Origin of the sequence: Massilia hydrophila, assembly GCF_020208145.1 — a bacterium.
Taxonomy (GTDB): domain Bacteria; phylum Pseudomonadota; class Gammaproteobacteria; order Burkholderiales; family Burkholderiaceae_D; genus Telluria; species Telluria hydrophila.
This window is the reverse complement of sequence record NZ_JAHYBX010000002.1, coordinates 296,568-312,117: the sequence shown is the minus strand read 5'-3', so window position 1 is coordinate 312,117 and position 15,550 is coordinate 296,568. Positions and strand designations below refer to the sequence as shown.

Annotated in this window: 11 protein-coding genes; 5 read left to right on the top strand and 6 right to left on the bottom strand. The window is 67.5% G+C overall.

Annotated elements, in window-relative coordinates:
• Nucleotides 1-18: 18 nt before the first annotated feature.
• The 3 genes from LE190_RS08545 to LE190_RS08535 all read right to left on the bottom strand — a co-directional run bounded on the left by LE190_RS08545 (nt 19) and on the right by LE190_RS08535 (nt 4,185).
• Complete coding sequence (locus LE190_RS08545; protein WP_225238320.1) at nt 19-1,683, bottom strand: response regulator; 1,665 nt, start codon at nt 1,681-1,683, stop codon at nt 19-21.
• Nucleotides 1,684-1,881: 198 nt separating this feature from the next.
• Complete coding sequence (locus LE190_RS08540) at nt 1,882-2,946, bottom strand: J domain-containing protein (protein ID WP_225238319.1); 1,065 nt, start codon at nt 2,944-2,946, stop codon at nt 1,882-1,884.
• 90 nt (nt 2,947-3,036) lie between these two features.
• Nucleotides 3,037-4,185, bottom strand: a complete 1,149-nt coding sequence (locus LE190_RS08535; protein ID WP_225238318.1) for a class I SAM-dependent methyltransferase — start codon at nt 4,183-4,185, stop codon at nt 3,037-3,039.
• Nucleotides 4,186-4,269: 84 nt separating this feature from the next.
• Here LE190_RS08535 and LE190_RS08530 point away from each other — a divergent pair, with 84 nt between their 5' ends.
• The 5 genes from LE190_RS08530 to LE190_RS08510 all read left to right on the top strand — a co-directional run bounded on the left by LE190_RS08530 (nt 4,270) and on the right by LE190_RS08510 (nt 8,353).
• Entirely contained in the window at nt 4,270-5,064 is a 795-nt protein-coding gene (locus LE190_RS08530) for an SDR family oxidoreductase (protein ID WP_225238317.1), read from the top strand.
• 12 nt (nt 5,065-5,076) lie between these two features.
• On the top strand, nt 5,077-5,475 hold the full coding sequence (locus LE190_RS08525) for a dihydroneopterin aldolase (RefSeq protein ID WP_225238316.1): 399 nt from the start codon (nt 5,077-5,079) through the stop codon (nt 5,473-5,475).
• Nucleotides 5,472-6,389, top strand: coding sequence for a tRNA 2-thiocytidine(32) synthetase TtcA (gene ttcA / locus LE190_RS08520; protein WP_225238315.1), 918 nt, complete (start codon nt 5,472-5,474; stop codon nt 6,387-6,389). The genes LE190_RS08525 and ttcA overlap by 4 nt, the downstream gene beginning before the upstream one ends.
• Nucleotides 6,390-6,520: 131 nt before the next feature.
• A complete protein-coding gene (locus LE190_RS08515) occupies nt 6,521-7,030 on the top strand; it encodes a SixA phosphatase family protein (protein WP_225238314.1) in 510 nt (169 codons plus the stop codon).
• A 129-nt stretch (nt 7,031-7,159) separates the two neighbouring features.
• Complete coding sequence (locus LE190_RS08510) at nt 7,160-8,353, top strand: helix-turn-helix transcriptional regulator (RefSeq protein ID WP_225238313.1); 1,194 nt, start codon at nt 7,160-7,162, stop codon at nt 8,351-8,353.
• Here LE190_RS08510 and LE190_RS08505 read toward each other — a convergent pair.
• From LE190_RS08505 to LE190_RS08495, 3 genes are all read right to left on the bottom strand, one after another.
• The gene (locus LE190_RS08505) at nt 8,313-10,073 is read right to left on the bottom strand and encodes a M14 family metallopeptidase (protein WP_225238312.1); all 1,761 of its coding nucleotides are present in this window, start codon (nt 10,071-10,073) and stop codon (nt 8,313-8,315) included. The genes LE190_RS08510 and LE190_RS08505 overlap by 41 nt on opposite strands.
• Nucleotides 10,074-10,184: 111 nt before the next feature.
• Nucleotides 10,185-11,783, bottom strand: a complete 1,599-nt coding sequence (locus tag LE190_RS08500) for a S41 family peptidase (RefSeq protein ID WP_225238311.1) — start codon at nt 11,781-11,783, stop codon at nt 10,185-10,187.
• A gap of 141 nt (nt 11,784-11,924) precedes the next feature.
• On the bottom strand, nt 11,925-15,479 hold the full coding sequence (locus LE190_RS08495; protein WP_225238310.1) for an indolepyruvate ferredoxin oxidoreductase family protein: 3,555 nt from the start codon (nt 15,477-15,479) through the stop codon (nt 11,925-11,927).
• Nucleotides 15,480-15,550: the final 71 nt, after the last annotated feature.

Sequence of the window (15,550 nt, the reverse complement as noted above, 5' to 3'; positions counted from 1 at the left end):
CCCTGCCGGTCGCGCGCTTCATGCCGCCCTGCCCGCTTGCGCCGGCGCCGGCCGGGCCGGGCGACCCTGGGCGGTGCGCGCGTATTTTTTCAGTACCTGGTGGTGCAGCGCCGACAGCGCGCCCAGCTTCGCATTGCCGGGGTCGAGCCTGCGCACGTTGCCGATCAGGACCACCGCCTGCTGGCCGAGCTTGTCGTCCCAGCCTTCGTGCTCGAGGCAGCGCAGGGTCGCCAGCGCGGCATTGAAGGCCACCGAGGGATTGTGCGGCAGCTTGATGGCCGCTTCCTGCATCAGGCCGACCGCGCCCTTGTAGTCGCCGTTCCGGGCGCGCGCGGCGCCGTCGGCGACCAGGTCGACCACGTGCTGGCGGCTTTCCTGGGCCAGGGTACGCGCCAGGTCGGGAAAACCCGCCCCTTCCATCACGCTGACCGCACGCGCCATGCCGGCCTCGTTGGCGGCGTTGCGCATCACGTCGCGCACCAGCTCGGCGCCACCCTCTTCCATCTTGTTCTCGAGGCAGGTGCGGGCCAGTTCCAGCTTGATGTCGGCCGACAGCGCCGGCGCTTCCCGGCAGGCGGCCACGGCGCTGGCAAGCGCTTCGTTCAGGCGGCCTTCGTTGCCGGTGTACTCGTGCAGCAGGGCGGAGGAGATCGCGCTGCACAGCGGGGTGTTGGGACGCCCGCCCATCGAGCGGTCGAGGTCGCGGATGACCGCGGCCGCGGCCACCGGATCGCCCTTCTTGACCAGCGTGCGCACCAGCTTGACGTGGTCTTCCGGATCGCGGAATTCGGAATACTTGGCCTTCGTGATCACCTGCTTGAAGGCCTTCTCCGCGGCTGCCGTGTCGCCCGCCTCGAAGGCCGTGTCGCCCAGCGTGCGCAGGCGGCGCACGGCGTGCGGCGACACCGCGACCGCGTCGTTCAGCACGGCCTGCGACTTGTCCAGCTCGCCCACCGCGGCATGGGTGCGCGCCAGCCAGTCGTAGGCATCGACGAAGTTGCGGTTGGTATCGACCAGTTCTTCCAGCATCCCCTTGGCCTCCTCGTACTGCTTGCGCAGGAACAGGGTCTTGGCCAGGCCCAGGCGCGCCCAGGCGATCGCCTTCAGGTCGATGAGCTTGCGGTAGATCGGCTCGGCGTGCTCCGGTTCGCCCAGGAACACGTGCAGTTCGGCGCGCAGGCGCAGGAAGTCGACCGCATAGCGCGGGTGGATCTGGGCACCCTCGATGCAGGCCTCGATCGCCTCGCGCTGGTCGCCCGCTTCCATCAGGATATAGACCGGCATGAAGGCGCTGCGCCGGTCGAGGGCGCGCGCAATGCGGTCCAGCAGGCGGTCGGCGGTGAAGGGCTTGAGGATGTAGTCGGTAGGCGCCAGCTCGGCGGCGCTGACCACCTTGCTGTGGTTGCCCTCGGCAGTGACCATGAAGAACATGGTCGAGAGCGGCATCAGCTTGTGGTGGCGCACGTCCTCGAGCAGCTGCTGGCCGTCCTGGCCGCCCTCGAGGTCATATTCGCACAGGACCATGTCGAAGCTGCGCAGGCTCAGGTGCTTGACGGCCAGGTTGGACGAACTGGCATGCTCGATGCGCGTCAGGCCGCACATGTTGAGCATGCTGTGGATGTTGGCGCGCATGCCCGAATGAGGCTCGATGATCAGCGCGGTGAGACCTTCCAGTTCGTTCATGGTTCCGTAAGCCTGCGTTGGGCATGGGCGAAGCCGCTGCATGGGCGGGCTGCATCGGCCCAGTATAGTACGGCTGGAAACTAAATAGTGAATCTGGGTAACGACGCAGCGCAAAAGCGCCGGCCGCGAGGGGGAGTGCGTTGAAAAAACCACAGCCGGCGAAACGGGCGGGAAGCGGCCGGCGGCCCGCCCGGCCCGTCAGCCGCCCGGGGCGAAGGCGGCCGCCTGGCGCAGCGGGGGTTGCCCCGAGGCGGCGTCCGGGCAGGCGCCCTTGCCATCGGCGGCAAGGATGTTCTGGTAACGGACTTCGTAGCGGCCGGCGCTGAGCTTGTCGATCGTGAAACTGCCATGCGGCTGCACATAGGCGTGACGCACGTGGATGCGGCGGTCGAGGTCGTAGAGCTTGACGAAGATCGGCGAAGCGTTCGCACCATTGTCGATCTGCACCTGCATCTCCGCGCCGTTGTTGCCGGCCGGGTAGCCCGGCAGGTAGCCCGATTCCGCCGGCCACGGGGCGCCGCCCGGCGCATGCAGGGTTTGCAGGCCAGTGGCGCAACCGGGGACACGCGCCGGCACCGCCAGCTGGGCCACGGCCAGTGCCTTGACCTCGGGTGGTGGCGCCATGCCTTCGCCGCCGGCAGGGCGTGCCCAGCCTTCGGCATCGGCGCCGGGCTCCTCGGCACGCTCGGCACGCTCGGGTGCGGCGGCTTGGGCGGATGCGGATGCGGGCGTGGCGGCGGCAGTGGGCGCCGATACTGGCACCGGCGCCGGAACCGATACCGCGGCCGCCGGCTTGCCGGCCCAGGCCAGTGCCGCCGGCCAGCCCTCGCGCGGTGCATCCAGTAGCAGCACGGTGGCCCCGGCGCCGGCCACGAAGCAGCCCGCCAGGCCAAGCCACCAGCGCGGGTCGCGCATCAGGCGCGGCCGCCGGCGCGCCGGCGCATCGGCGGAGTGCGGCTCCCAGTGGTCGGGGCGGGAACGGCCGGCCTGGCCGCCGCCCTCTTCCGCGCCGCTGCTTTCCAGCCACTCGACTTCCCATTCTTCCGACGCGATCCATTCGTCGTGTTCCTTGCGGCGCACCGGGTCGGACAGGGTGTTGTAGGCGGTGTTGACGATCGCCATGATGCGGGCGGCCTTTTCGTCGCCCGGATTCTTGTCGGGATGGTATTTCTGGCTGAGGGCCTTGTATGCCGCACGAATGACTTCCGCAGGCGCGCCGCGCGCGACCTTCAGGTTGTCGTAGTGGGTATGGATCTTGGCCATGTTTTCAAGGGTGCGCCTGTGCCGCCGTACGGACAGGCCGGTGGTACAGCTTAGCCGGATTTGTATCCGGAGCGCAAGATGTCCGGCATCCTAGAGCCGGTGGCTGCGGTCGGCCCGCGCCAGCGCCTCCGGCAGCTCCACTGCCTGCCCCACCACCAGCACCTTGAACAGCTCGCCCATTTCGGCCGGCGAGACCAGCTTCTGCACCGCCCGCGACTGCGGCAGGAAGCGCAGCGCGTCCTCGGGGCTGGTGGCCAGCAGCAGTTCGCCGATGCCGCAGCCGAGCAGGAAGGAGGCCTGGTTCATGTAGGCCAGCACCGGCAGGCCGGCGTCCTGGGACGCCAGCGCCATCGCGGTGAAGTCCACATGCGCCGTGATGTCCTGCAGGCCCGGCAGGTAGAACGGGTCCGGGTGGGCGTGGTGGCGGTAATGGCACATCAGCGTGCCGCCGATGCGCTGGTCGAGGTAGTACTCGTGCGCCGGGAAGCCGTAGTCGAACAGGAAGGCGGCGCCGCGACCGCCCCGCATCATGGCGGCCAGCGAGGCCATGAAGCCTTCGGCCACCGGGTGGACCTCGGTGAGGTAGCCCTCCGGCAGCGCCTCGGCATCCGGGACCTGGCGCGCCAGCTGGGCCGCCAGCGCCTGCGGCAGCGCCGCCTGCATGAAGGCGAAGGCGCCGTCCGTGACGGTGACCATCTGGCGCTGCCAGCGGCCATCCTGGCGGATCACGAGTTCGACCGGCATCGCGTCGAGCACCTCGTTGGCCAGCACCACGCCGCTGAACGTATCCGGCATGGCGTCCAGCCAGCGCACCTGCGGCAGGTCTTGCAGGGCTTCCTGCTGGCGCGCGCGCAGCTCGCCGGAAAGCTCGATGATGGTGTACGACTGCACGGCCACGCCCAGTTCGTCCAGGGCGGCGAGCACGTCGCGCGCCAGCTTGCCGGTGCCGGCGCCGAATTCGATGATCTCGGGCGCGCTTTGGGCGATAATAGCGGCTGCCGCGCGCGCCAGGGCCGCGCCGAACAGGGGCGAGATCTCGGGCGCGGTGGTGAAGTCGCCGCTCGCGCCCAGCTTGGAGGCGCCGCCGCTGTAGTACCCGAGCCTGGGCGCATACAGCGTCAGTTCCATGAACCGCGAAAACGCGATCGCCCCGCCGTGTGCTTCGATGTCGGCGGCGATCAGCTGTTGCAGGGACTGGGACGCGGCGAGCGCGTCGGGGGTAGGTGCGGGCAGGGACATGCCGGCATTGTAGCGAAACGGCCTGCCGGCAGCCAAACACACGCACACATCGACATCAGCACAGCCACTTCGCACAGGTCCAGCATGACGCCAGTCCTTTCCGCCAGCATTCCCAAGGTCGCCCTGGTGACGGGCGCCGGCCGCCGCCTGGGGCGCGCGATCGCGCTCGGACTGGCCGCGGCCGGCTGGGACGTGGCCGTGCACTACCGCCAGTCGGAGCGTGAAGCGCAGGATACGGCCGGGGCCATCCGCGCCCTCGGCCGGCGCGCCGCCCTGTTCCAGTGCGATCTGCTGGACCAGGACGCGGTACGCGCCCTGCCGGGCCGCGTGGCCGCCGAACTGGGGCGCCTGGATTGCATCGTCAACAATGCCTCGTTGTTCGAATACGACAGTGCCACCGGGTTTTCGCCCGCGCTGCTGGCCAGCCACATGGGTGCGAATCTCACCGCGCCGCTGCTGCTGGCCCAGGCCCTGCACGCCATGACCGCGGCGGACAGCCAGGCCGTGGTAGTGAACTTGCTGGACCAGAAACTGTACAATCTCAACCCGGATTTTCTGTCGTACACGCTGTCGAAGGCGGCCCTGCACACGGCCACCACGATGCTGGCCCAGGCGCTGGCACCGCGCCTGCGGGTGGTGGGCGTCGCGCCCGGCATCACCCTGGTCTCGGGCGAGCAGAGCGAGGAAGGCTTCGCCCAGGCGCACCGGATGACGCCGCTGCAGCGTTCCTCGACCCCGCAGGACATCGCCGAGGCCGTGGTCTATGCCGCCGGTGCGCGCGCGCTGACCGGCACCACCCTGCTGGTCGATGGCGGCCAGCACCTGGCGCCATTATCACGCGACGTAATGTTCCTCACTGAAAACAATCAATATTCCTAATAAGGCTTTAGCATGTTATCCGCCCTGATTCACCCGAGCTTGCGCGACTGCCGCCGGCTATTCCTGCGCAACTACGAAGTGATGATCAATATCGGCGTGCACGATTTCGAGAAGAAGGCGGAGCAGCGTGTCCTGATCAACGTTGACCTCTACATTCCGCTGGAACAGTCCACCCCGAAGGCCGACCAGCTGGCGGAAGTGGTCGACTATGACTTCATGCGCGAAACCATCGCGCAGCGTATCGCCAGGGGCCACATCCACCTGCAGGAAACCCTGTGCGACGACGTGGTCAAGGCGATGCTGACCCACCCGCGCGTGCGCGCGGCGCGGGTGTCGACCATGAAGCCGGACGTCTACCCGGATTGCGAAGGCGTGGGCGTGGAAGTGTTCCAGATGAAGGAAGCAGCATGAGCGAAGCGGATTTCGACCAGGTGAATGCCGACGCGAAGAAGGCGGACAAGATCGCCTACGAGAACAACAAGCTGCACAAGCGCCTGTGCCGCCTGGTCGGCCAGGCCATCGGCGACTTCAACATGATCGAGGATGGCGACAAGGTGATGGTCTGCCTGTCGGGCGGCAAGGACAGCTATGCCCTGCTCGACATTCTGATGACCCTGCGCGAGCGCGCGCCGATCCACTTCGACATCGTCGCGGTCAACCTCGACCAGAAGCAGCCGAACTTCCCGGCCGAGATCCTGCCGGCCTACCTCGAGAAGCTGGGCATCCCGTACCACATCGAGAACCAGGACACCTACAGCATCGTCAAGCGCCTGGTCCCGGAGGGTAAAACCACCTGCTCGCTGTGCTCGCGCCTGCGGCGCGGCATCCTGTACCGCGTGGCGGACGAGCTGGGCTGCAACAAGATCGCCCTCGGCCACCACCGCGACGACATCCTGGAAACCTTCTTCCTGAACATGTTCTTCGGCGGTAAGCTGAAGGGCATGCCGGCCAAGCTGGTCTCGGACGATGGCAAGCACATGGTGATCCGCCCGCTGGCCTACGTGAAGGAAGCGGACACCGAACGCTATGCGGAAGTGAAAGGCTTCCCCATCATTCCGTGCGACTTGTGCGGTTCGCAGGAAAACCTGCAGCGCAAGCAGATCAAGGCCATGCTGCGCGACTGGGAAAAGAAGCATCCGGGCCGCGTGGAAAACGTGTTCTCGTCGCTCTCCACCGTGGTGCCTTCGCACCTGCAGGACCGCGACCTGTTCGGCTTCGTCGACCTGAAGACCGACGGCGTGCCGAATCCGCTGGGCGACATCGCCTTCGACGAGGAGCCGTGCTCGACGCCGGCGCCGAACACGATCTCGCTGACCCAGCTCTGATCGAACGGGCCGCGCAGCCGGCCCGGCGCGTGGACCAACGCGGCGTGCGCGCGCAGGCCGGCATCGGCTGTCGCATCCCGGCCGCGGCATGCTACGCTCCTCTTTTCGCTTGGCTTCAATACGAGGACTCCATGAAACTGCCCGCCCGCCTGTTCCGCTGCCTGTCGCTCAGCCTGGCCATGCTCGCGCCCTGCGCGGCCTTCGCCGAACCAAGCGCCATCTACCTGGTGCGCCACGGGGAAAAGGCGACCGTGGGCCAGGACCCGGAGCTGACCACGCTGGGCCAGAAACGGGCCCAGGTCATCGCCGCCATCCTGGGGCGCACCGGCATCACCAGCATCCACAGCACGCCGACCCAGCGCACGCGCCAGACCGCGCAGCCACTGGCGCAGCGCCTGGGTATCGAGGTGCAGCTGTACGACCCGGGCGCGCCGAAGGCGCTGGTGGAGAAGGTGAAGACCCTGTCCGGCCCGGTACTGGTGGTGGGCCATTCGAATACCCTGCCCGAGCTGGTGCGCCTGTTTGGCGGCGCGCCCGGCGGCGACATCGGCGACGACGAATACGACCGCCTGTACCAGCTCACCCCAGGCGCCGACGGTGCGGTCCGGACCGTCCTGCTCAGCTCCCCGATGCTGCCCTGAACCGCGCGCGCCAGGGGCGCACAGCGATCCGGCTAGATTGAAGCATTGTCGCAACGAATGGAAAACCGGTAATTCCAATGCTTCGCGCCATCGGTTACGATGCGTCCAATATTTAGAACGGAGCTGATTGTGGACTTGTCGCAGGTGCGTTTCGAGCGCGCCATCAACCTGATTTACGACACGCTGGACGACCGCGCATCCTGGCGAAGCGTGCTCGAGTGCCTGCACGAGGCGGTGGGCGGGCGTGCCGTCCACCTGCTCGCCTTCGACGCCAGGCACGGTACCCTGTCGTTCAGCGACGGCGCCAACATGGCGCCGCAGATCGACCTGGAATACATCCAGAAATACCAGTTCATCGACCCGCGCGTGGCGCTCCTGCGCAGCGCCTGGCCGGACACATGGCTGCATTGCGACGAGCATTTCGACGAGGCCTTTGTCGCCGGCGATCCTTTCTACCAGGGCTTCCTGATTCCGCACGGCGCGCGCTACCTGAGCATCTGCAAGCTGGTCGAGAACAGCGAAGCCACGGTGATGCTGGCTTTCCTGCGCCGGCCCGGCGAAGGCTCGCTACCGCCCGATGCGCTGGCCTTCCTGGACCGCCTGCGCCCGCACATGGAGCGCGCCGCGCGCATGGGCCTGGCCCGTTTCGTGTATTCGGCCCAGGCCCTGGTCGGCCACGCCCTGGTCGACCGCCTGCGCCAGCCCGTGATGCTCCTGACCACCGAGGGCGACGTGGTGCTGGCGAACGAGGCCGCACGCCGCCTGCTCGGCGCCACCAGCCTGGCGCAGCTGGACGGCCGGCGCCTGGTGCTGCCGCAGGCCTACCACCGCCCTTTCCTGGAGCAGTGCGCGGCGCTGGAACACCAGATGCGCAGCGGCGAGGCCGATGGCAGGGATTGCCGTACGCTGCACATGCGCAGCGGACCGGGCGAGGCGCCCGACGTGCTGTATGGTTTCTTTTCGCTGCTGGTGCCGGAACGGACCATGGGCAGTTTTGGCCTGCGGCCGCTGGTGATGCTGTTCTTCTATCACCCGGGGTCGGCCCAGGAGATCGACTCGGCCCTGCTCACGGCCGCCTTCGGCCTGTCGCATGCGGAGTCGCGGGTGGCGGCGCTGCTGGCCGACGGCGTGCCGCTCAAGGGCATCGCCGACGCGCTTGGCGTGCAGTACGACACGGTGCGCAAGCAGCTTGTGTCGATCTACCAGAAGACCGCCACCAACCGCCAGCCGGAACTGGTGCGGCTCCTGATGAACCTGCCGGCGTCGGCGGTGCGGCGTGCGCTCAGGGAGCCGTCGCCGTGCGCAGGACCGGGTACAGGTTGAAGCGCTCGTCCCAGGATGCATGGCGGCGCGCGAAGAATTCCAGGCGCGCGTGCGGATTCTTCGCGAACGCCGGATCGGTGTCGACGCGGCGCTTGAATTCCGCAGCCAGCGCCGGATCGGCCGCCATCTGCTCGCGCGCCACTTCCTCGGCCACGTATTCCTCCATGTACTCCTTGCGCTCGTAGGCGTTGTTGAAGAAGCCCCAGGCCAGCAGCGAGTCCGGCGCCTGCGGCTCCAGCATCGCCACCACCAGGCGCGCCTTGGGCTGGTTGACCGGCACGAACAGCGAGCCCTTGGCCACCGCGCGCGCCTCGGCCTTCCATGCGCCCTCCAGGCTCAGGCGCTGGTGCGATTCGAAGGAAGTGGCGCTGAAGTTCGCCTTGTCGGCGCGGAAGGTCTCGGCATCGAGCTTCGGGATGGCACGGTCCAGGCGGCGGAAGGCGATGCCGTGCAGCGCCAGCTTGCCCGCCACCAGGTCGGCATGGGCGGCCGGTACGATGTAGCCGGCGCGCGGCGCCGCGATCACGCGGTCCGGCACCACTTCCTCGCGCAGCGGCACGCGCCAGACCTGCGGCTTGCTTTCATCGTAGCGCGTCATCAGGATGCCCGACACCTCGGACTCGGTGCGGGTGTAGGCATAGCCCTGGAAGTCGACCATGCGGCTGTTCTCGGTGGTGCGGTAGGTGAGCGCCACCGGCGCCCCCGCCAGCCGCGAAGCGCGCGCATCGGCCGCGGCGACGGCCGCCAGCCAGTCCTTGCCGTTCTTCGCCACCTGCTCGAGGATCGAGACCACGGTGTTGTGGGTGACCCGCACCCGGGTCGGGTAGTCCTTCCACGAATGGGTCTCGACCAGCAGGGCCATGCGGTTACGCAGCGGGAAGTAGCCGGTCGAGAAACGCGGGTCCGAGACGCTGTCCACGAAGCCCGACTGCGGGTCGTCGGTCTTGGCGAAGGACATATAGTAGGACTGCGGGGTCGAGCCCTGCTTGGCGATGTCGGCGATCACGCCCGAGCGCAGGGCCAGGCCGGCCTTGCGCAATTCCGGGTCGCCCGCATACACCGGCTCGACCTGGATCGAGACGTCGTGCTGGAACTTGGCGCCGTCGGTCACGTGCAGGTCGACGTAGGTCAGCGGATCCCAGGCGTTCACCAGCTTCAGCATCGCCCCCATCTCGGGCGAGTCGGCCTTCACGTAGTCGCGGTTCAGGTTGAAGTTCTGGGCCGTGGTGCGCCAGCCCATCTCGACCGGGCCGCGCTGGTTCGGACGGTTCCACTTGCCGAAGCGCTCGTGGCCGTCGACGTTGAACACCGGGATGAACAGCAGCACCTGCTTGTCCAGGACGCCCTTCGCCAGCTTGCCGTCGAGGGTCTCGCGCAGGGCCAGGAAGCCGGCATCCTTGCCGTCAATCTCGCCGGCATGGATGCCGCCCTGGATCAGGGTGACGGGCAAGCCCTGCTTCTTCGCCGCCTGCGGCGTGAACGCGCCGGTGTTCGATACCACCAGGGCCAGCATCGGCCGGCCTTCCGGCGTGCGGCCGAACTCGGTGCATTTCACCCGCTTCGGATAGGCCTTCTGGAAATCGGCGCACAGCTTGATGACTTCGTCGTAGCGGCCGGTGGCCTGGAAGCCCGAGCGCTCGGACACGGTCGTGAGGTCGGGGGCGGCGTGGGCCAGGGGCAGCGCGGCCAGCAGGGATAGCAACAGGGCGGAACGGATCATCGGAAAGACTCCAGCAATCGACGGGTGGCAAAGCCGAGGATTATAGTCCTGTTTCCACAATGAAAACGGCCCGCACTGGCGGGCCGTGTCACGCGCAGGTGTTCGTCGTCCCTAGCGCGGTTTCGTCAGGATCGAGATTTCCCTGGCCGGATGGCGCACCAGTTCCATCGGCACCTGGCGCGCGCGGCTGGCCGGCGGGCAGGTGCCGGTCGCGCGGTAGCTCAGGGCGGCAGCGAGCAGCCCTTCGCTGCGGTCGCCCAGCGGCTTGGACAGGTCGTCGGCCACCTGGCAGGTCGCGGCCAGGCCGTCCGCGTAGTCGCCGAAGCCCTTGTTGTTCACGCTCTTGAACTCGATCGCGAAATAGGTCGTGCCGCAGTTCGGCACCGGCGTGAAGCCGTAGGGCTTGCCGCAGGTCTGGCTGCCGATCACGTCGACCTGGATGTCGGCGCCGCGCAGGCCGTTGATCACCGACTCGCTGGCCGAGCAGGTGCCGGGCGTGGTGAGGACGGTGACACGGTTCAGGCCCAGGTAGGGCAGCGGCGTGCCGGCGCGCACCGGATTCGGCGAACTGAAGCCGTAGGCGCTGCCCAGGAAGGGAATCGCGCCCTGCGGCGGGGTCTTGTCGTTGTACTGCTGGCGCGCGAAGATCTTGCCGGCGGTCTGGGACGGGCCGGCGATCATGTAGGACAGCTCGCTGGCGATGTACAGCAGGCCGCCGCCGTTGTAGCGCATGTCGAGCACCAGGTCGCTCACGCCGGCCACCTTGAAGGTGTTGAAGGCGTCCACCAGCTCCTTTTCCGAGACCGCGTTATGGGTCTCGAAGCTCAGGTAGCCCACCTTGCCGGTCGGGGTGTCCAGCACCTGCACGTACTTGACGGGGTCGATGCGCACTTCGGCGCCCGTCATCGTCGCTTCGTAGCTGACGCTGCCGCGCTGCAGGGTGAAGCGGTGGGCGACGCCCGGCGTTTCCGGGAACAGGCCGGCGTTGATGGTGGTCACCGAGGCGGCGTCGGAGGCGTTGACGAAGTCCACGCCATCGACCTTGACCAGCATGTCGCCGCGCTGCAGGCCGGCCGCGGCCGCGGGCGAACCCGGCTCCACCAGCGTCACCAGCCAGGTGCGCGGCGCGGTCGAGCTGTTGCGCTTCCAGGTCACGCCGTAGCCGAGGTCGATGCCGGCCTCGTTCAGCTTGTCCCATTCCTCGGTGGTATAGGTGAAGTGATACTTGTCCTTCGGCTGGCCCGACGGGGTCAGCGCCGAGGTCTTGAGCACGTTGAAGTAGTCGACCGGATTGGTGAAGTCCGCCATCTTGAAGGTGTTCGGGACTTCGTTGTACCAGAGGTAGGATTCATTGATCCAGGCGCGCAGGAACTTCAGCTCGTCGAGCAGGGTGCCCTGCTTGTCCGGGAAGGGCTTGCCCTGGAAGTCCACGCCGGTGCGTGGCACCGCGCAGCGGTTCCAGTAGGTGCCGAAGGCGTCGCCCAGCAGGTTCGGGTTCAGGTCTTCCGGGGTCGGGCCGCCGGTCGGCGTGGTGGGCGTGGTGGGGATGGTTGGCGTGCCCGGCTGCTGGCCGGTCTGGCCGGAACCCGTGGTGGCGCCGGGCGAACCGCCGCCGCCGCCGCAACCGGCAAGGACCAGGGCTGCTACCAGCAGCGAAACGAGCAGACGGGGAGCGGTCGGCACACGACCATGTGCATATGGCGAGTTCATGCGTCCGATTATAGACGCCGACCTTGGCGCGGAGTGCAACCAACTGTAACAGTTATTCTGATCAACAACAAAAAATGCCAGGAAGACAGACCGCGCTGGACGGCTTGCCTTCCTGGCATCGGCGCAAGAATTAACGCAAGATCAGGCCGCGCGTGCCGTGGCGGCGGGCAGGCCATGGAAGGCCGCGACCAGTGCCGCTTCCTTCTGCTTGGCCGCCTTCAGGTGGCGCTCCTTCACATGGCCATAGCCGCGGATGTCTTCCGGGATGCTGGCGATGGCGACCGCCTGTTGCAGGTTGCCGGCGTCCAGCTTCGGCAGCAGCGCTTCCACGGTGCGGCGGTAGTCGCCGATCAGGGCGCGCTCGGTGCGGCGCTCGGCGCTGTAGCCGAACACGTCGAACGGCGTGCCGCGCAGGCGCTTCAGCTTCGCCAGCACGCCGAACGCCCCCATCATCCAGGAACCGTACTCCTGCTTCAGCGCGCGGCCTTCCTTGTCGTGCTTCGCCAGCAGCGGCGGCGCCAGGTGGAACTTCAGCTTGATGTCGCCTTCGAACATGTTCGCGATCTTGGCCTTGAACGCCGGATCGGTGTGCAGGCGCGCAACTTCGTACTCGTCCTTGTAGGCCATCAGCTTGTAGAAGTAGCGCGCTACCGACTCGGCCAGGCGGCTGCCCTTGCCCAGCTTCGCTTCCGCGGCGCGTACCTGGTCCACAAAAGCCTTGTACTGCGCGGCATAGGCGGCGTCCTGGTAGGCGGTGAGCAGCGCGACGCGGCGGGCGATGATGTCGTCCAGGCTCTCGGCGCGCTTGAACTCGATCACCTGGCTCGGCGTGGCCAGCTTGTTCACCGCGGCCAGGTCGTGGGCGGCGCTGCGGCCCCAGTGGAAGGCGGCCTTGTTGAAGGGCACCGAGACGCCGTTCAGCTCGATCGCCTTGAGCAGCGAGGCTTCCGTCAGGGGCACGCGGCCCTTCTGGAAGGCATAGCCCAGCATGAACATATTGGTGGCGATCGCATCGCCCATCAGGGCGGTGGCGATCCTGCCGGCATCGACGAAGTCCACATTACCCTCGCCGCAGGCCTGCACGATGGCGCCCTTCGAGCCCTCGGCCGGGAACTGCCAGTCCGGGTTCTTCACGAAGGCCGCGGTGGTGGCGCCGGTGGAATTCACGGCGGCCCAGGTGCGGTCCTCGCCCATGCGGCTCAGGGCGTCGCGCGAGGCGGCGACGATTTGGTCGCAGCCGATCACGAGATCGGCGCTGCCGGTGCCGACGCGGGTCGAGTGCAGGTCGGCCTGGTGTTCGGCCAGGCGCACGTGCGACATCACCGGGCCGCCTTTCTGGGCCAGGCCGGACTGGTCGAGCACGACGGCGCCCTTGCCTTCCACGTGGGCCGCCATCGCCAGGATCTGGCCGACGGTGACGACACCGGTGCCGCCGACGCCCGCGACCAGGATGCCGAAGGGTTCGGCGACCTGCGGGATGGCCGGCATCGGCAGTGCCGGCGGCGTGGCCTCGGCAGTCGCCGCTTTCTTGGGCTTCTTCAGGCCGCCGCCTTCGACGGTGACGAAGCTCGGGCAGAAGCCCGAGACGCAGGAGAAATCCTTGTTGCAGGAGGACTGGTTGATCTGGCGCTTGCGGCCCAGTTCCGTTTCCAGCGGCTCGACCGACAGGCAGTTCGACTGCACCGAGCAGTCGCCGCAGCCTTCGCAGACGGCTTCGTTGATGACGGCGCGCTTGGCCGGGTCGGGGAACTCGCCTTTTTTCCGGCGGCGGCGCTTTTCGGAGGCGCAGGTCTGGTCGTAGATGACGGCCGAGACGCCCGGCATCTCGCGCAGTTCCTTCTGCACGTCCATCAGCTCCGAACGGTGGCGCACGGTGACGCCTTCGGCCCAGGCATAGTCGGCCGGGTATTTGCCGGGTTCGTCGGTGACGACGATGATCGGGCGCACGCCTTCGGCGGCGATCTGGCGCGTGATCATGCCCGGGTCGAGCGGACCATCCACGTTCTGGCCGCCGGTCATGGCCACGGCATCGTTGTACAGGATCTTGTAGGTGATGTTGACCTTCGCCGCCACCGCCGCGCGGATCGCCAGGATGCCTGAGTGGAAGTAGGTGCCGTCGCCCAGGTTCACGAACACGTGCTTCTCGTCGGTGAACGGGGACTGCCCGATCCAGGTCGTGCCTTCCGCGCCCATGTGGGTGAAGGTGGAGGTCTCGCGGTCCATCCACAGCACCATGTAGTGGCAGCCGATGCCGGCCATGGCGCGCGAGCCTTCAGGCACTTTCGTGGAACTGTTGTGCGGGCAGCCCGAGCAGAAATAGGGAATGCGGTCGGTCTGCGGGTTGGCCTTGGCCGGAATGGACTTGAGCACCAGCTCCTTGTTTTCCAGGTAGGCGATGCGCTGCTTCACGCGTTGCTCCACCGGGTGGCCGGCGCAGTAGTGCGAAATGCGCGAGGCGATGGCGCGCGCGATCTGGGCCGGGCTCAGCTCGTAGGTGGCCGGCAGCAGCCAGTCGCCGTGGCCCTTGCGGTCGCGGTTGCTCCATTCGCCGGTGTCGTCGAACTTGCCGACCACGCGCGGACGTTCGCCGTCCGGCAGGTTGTACAGCGCTTCCTTGAGCGCGTATTCCAGCACTTGCCGCTTCTCTTCGACCACCAGGATCTCGTCCAGGCCGCGCGCGAACGCATGCACGCCTTCCGATTCGAGCGGCCAGGTCATGCCGATCTTATAGAGGCGAATGCCGATATCGCGTGCAGCCTGTTCATCGATGCCGAGGTCGGCCAAGGCCTGGCGCGTGTCCACATAGCTCTTGCCGGCCGTGATGATGCCGATCTTCGGCTGCGGGCTGTCCCAGATGATCCTGTTCAGCTTGTTCGCACGGGCATAGGCCAGGGCCGCATACCATTTATGGTTGTTCATGCGGACTTCCTGGTCCAGCACGGCGTCCGGCCAGCGGATGTTCAGGCCGCCCTCGGGCACTTCGAAATCGGTGGGCAGCTTGATCTGCACGCGGTCCGGGTCGAGGTCGACCACGGCGCCCGATTCGATGACGTCGGTCACGCACTTCATCGACACCCACAGGCCGGTGTAGCGGCTCATCGCCCAGGCGTGCAGGCCGTAGTCGAGGTATTCCTGGACCGAGGACGGGTACAGCACCGGGATGCCGCAGGCGGTCAGGATGTGGTCGGACTGGTGCGCGGTGGAGGAAGACTTGGCCGCGTGGTCGTCGCCGGCCAGTACCAGCACGCCGCCATGCTGCGCGGAGCCGGCGTTGTTGCCATGTTTAAAAACGTCGCCGCAGCGGTCCACGCCCGGACCCTTGCCGTACCACATGGCAAACACGCCGTCGTACTTGGCGTCCTTGTACAGGTTGGTCTGCTGGGTACCCCAGACGGCGGTGGCCGCCAGGTCTTCGTTCATGCCCGGGTGGAACTTCACGTGGTGGGCGTCGAGGTGCTTCTTCGCCTTCATCGCGGTCTGGTCGACGGCGGTGACCGGCGAGCCGCGGTAGCCGGTGATGTAGCCGGCGGTGTTCAGGCCGGCCTTGAGGTCGCGCTCGCGCTGGAGCATGGGCAGGCGGATCAGGGCCTGGGTGCCGGTCATGAACGCGCGGCCGCGGGCCAAAGTCCACTTGTCGTCAAGGCTGATGTCGTGCTGGGGCAGCGCCAGCTTGGCGCGCTCGAGGGGTGCGTTCATGGGGTGTCTCCGTCAACTGTCGCGAGGGCTGCGGCAGGCACAGGGCTCTTGTTGGCCATGGGGCGCTGCCG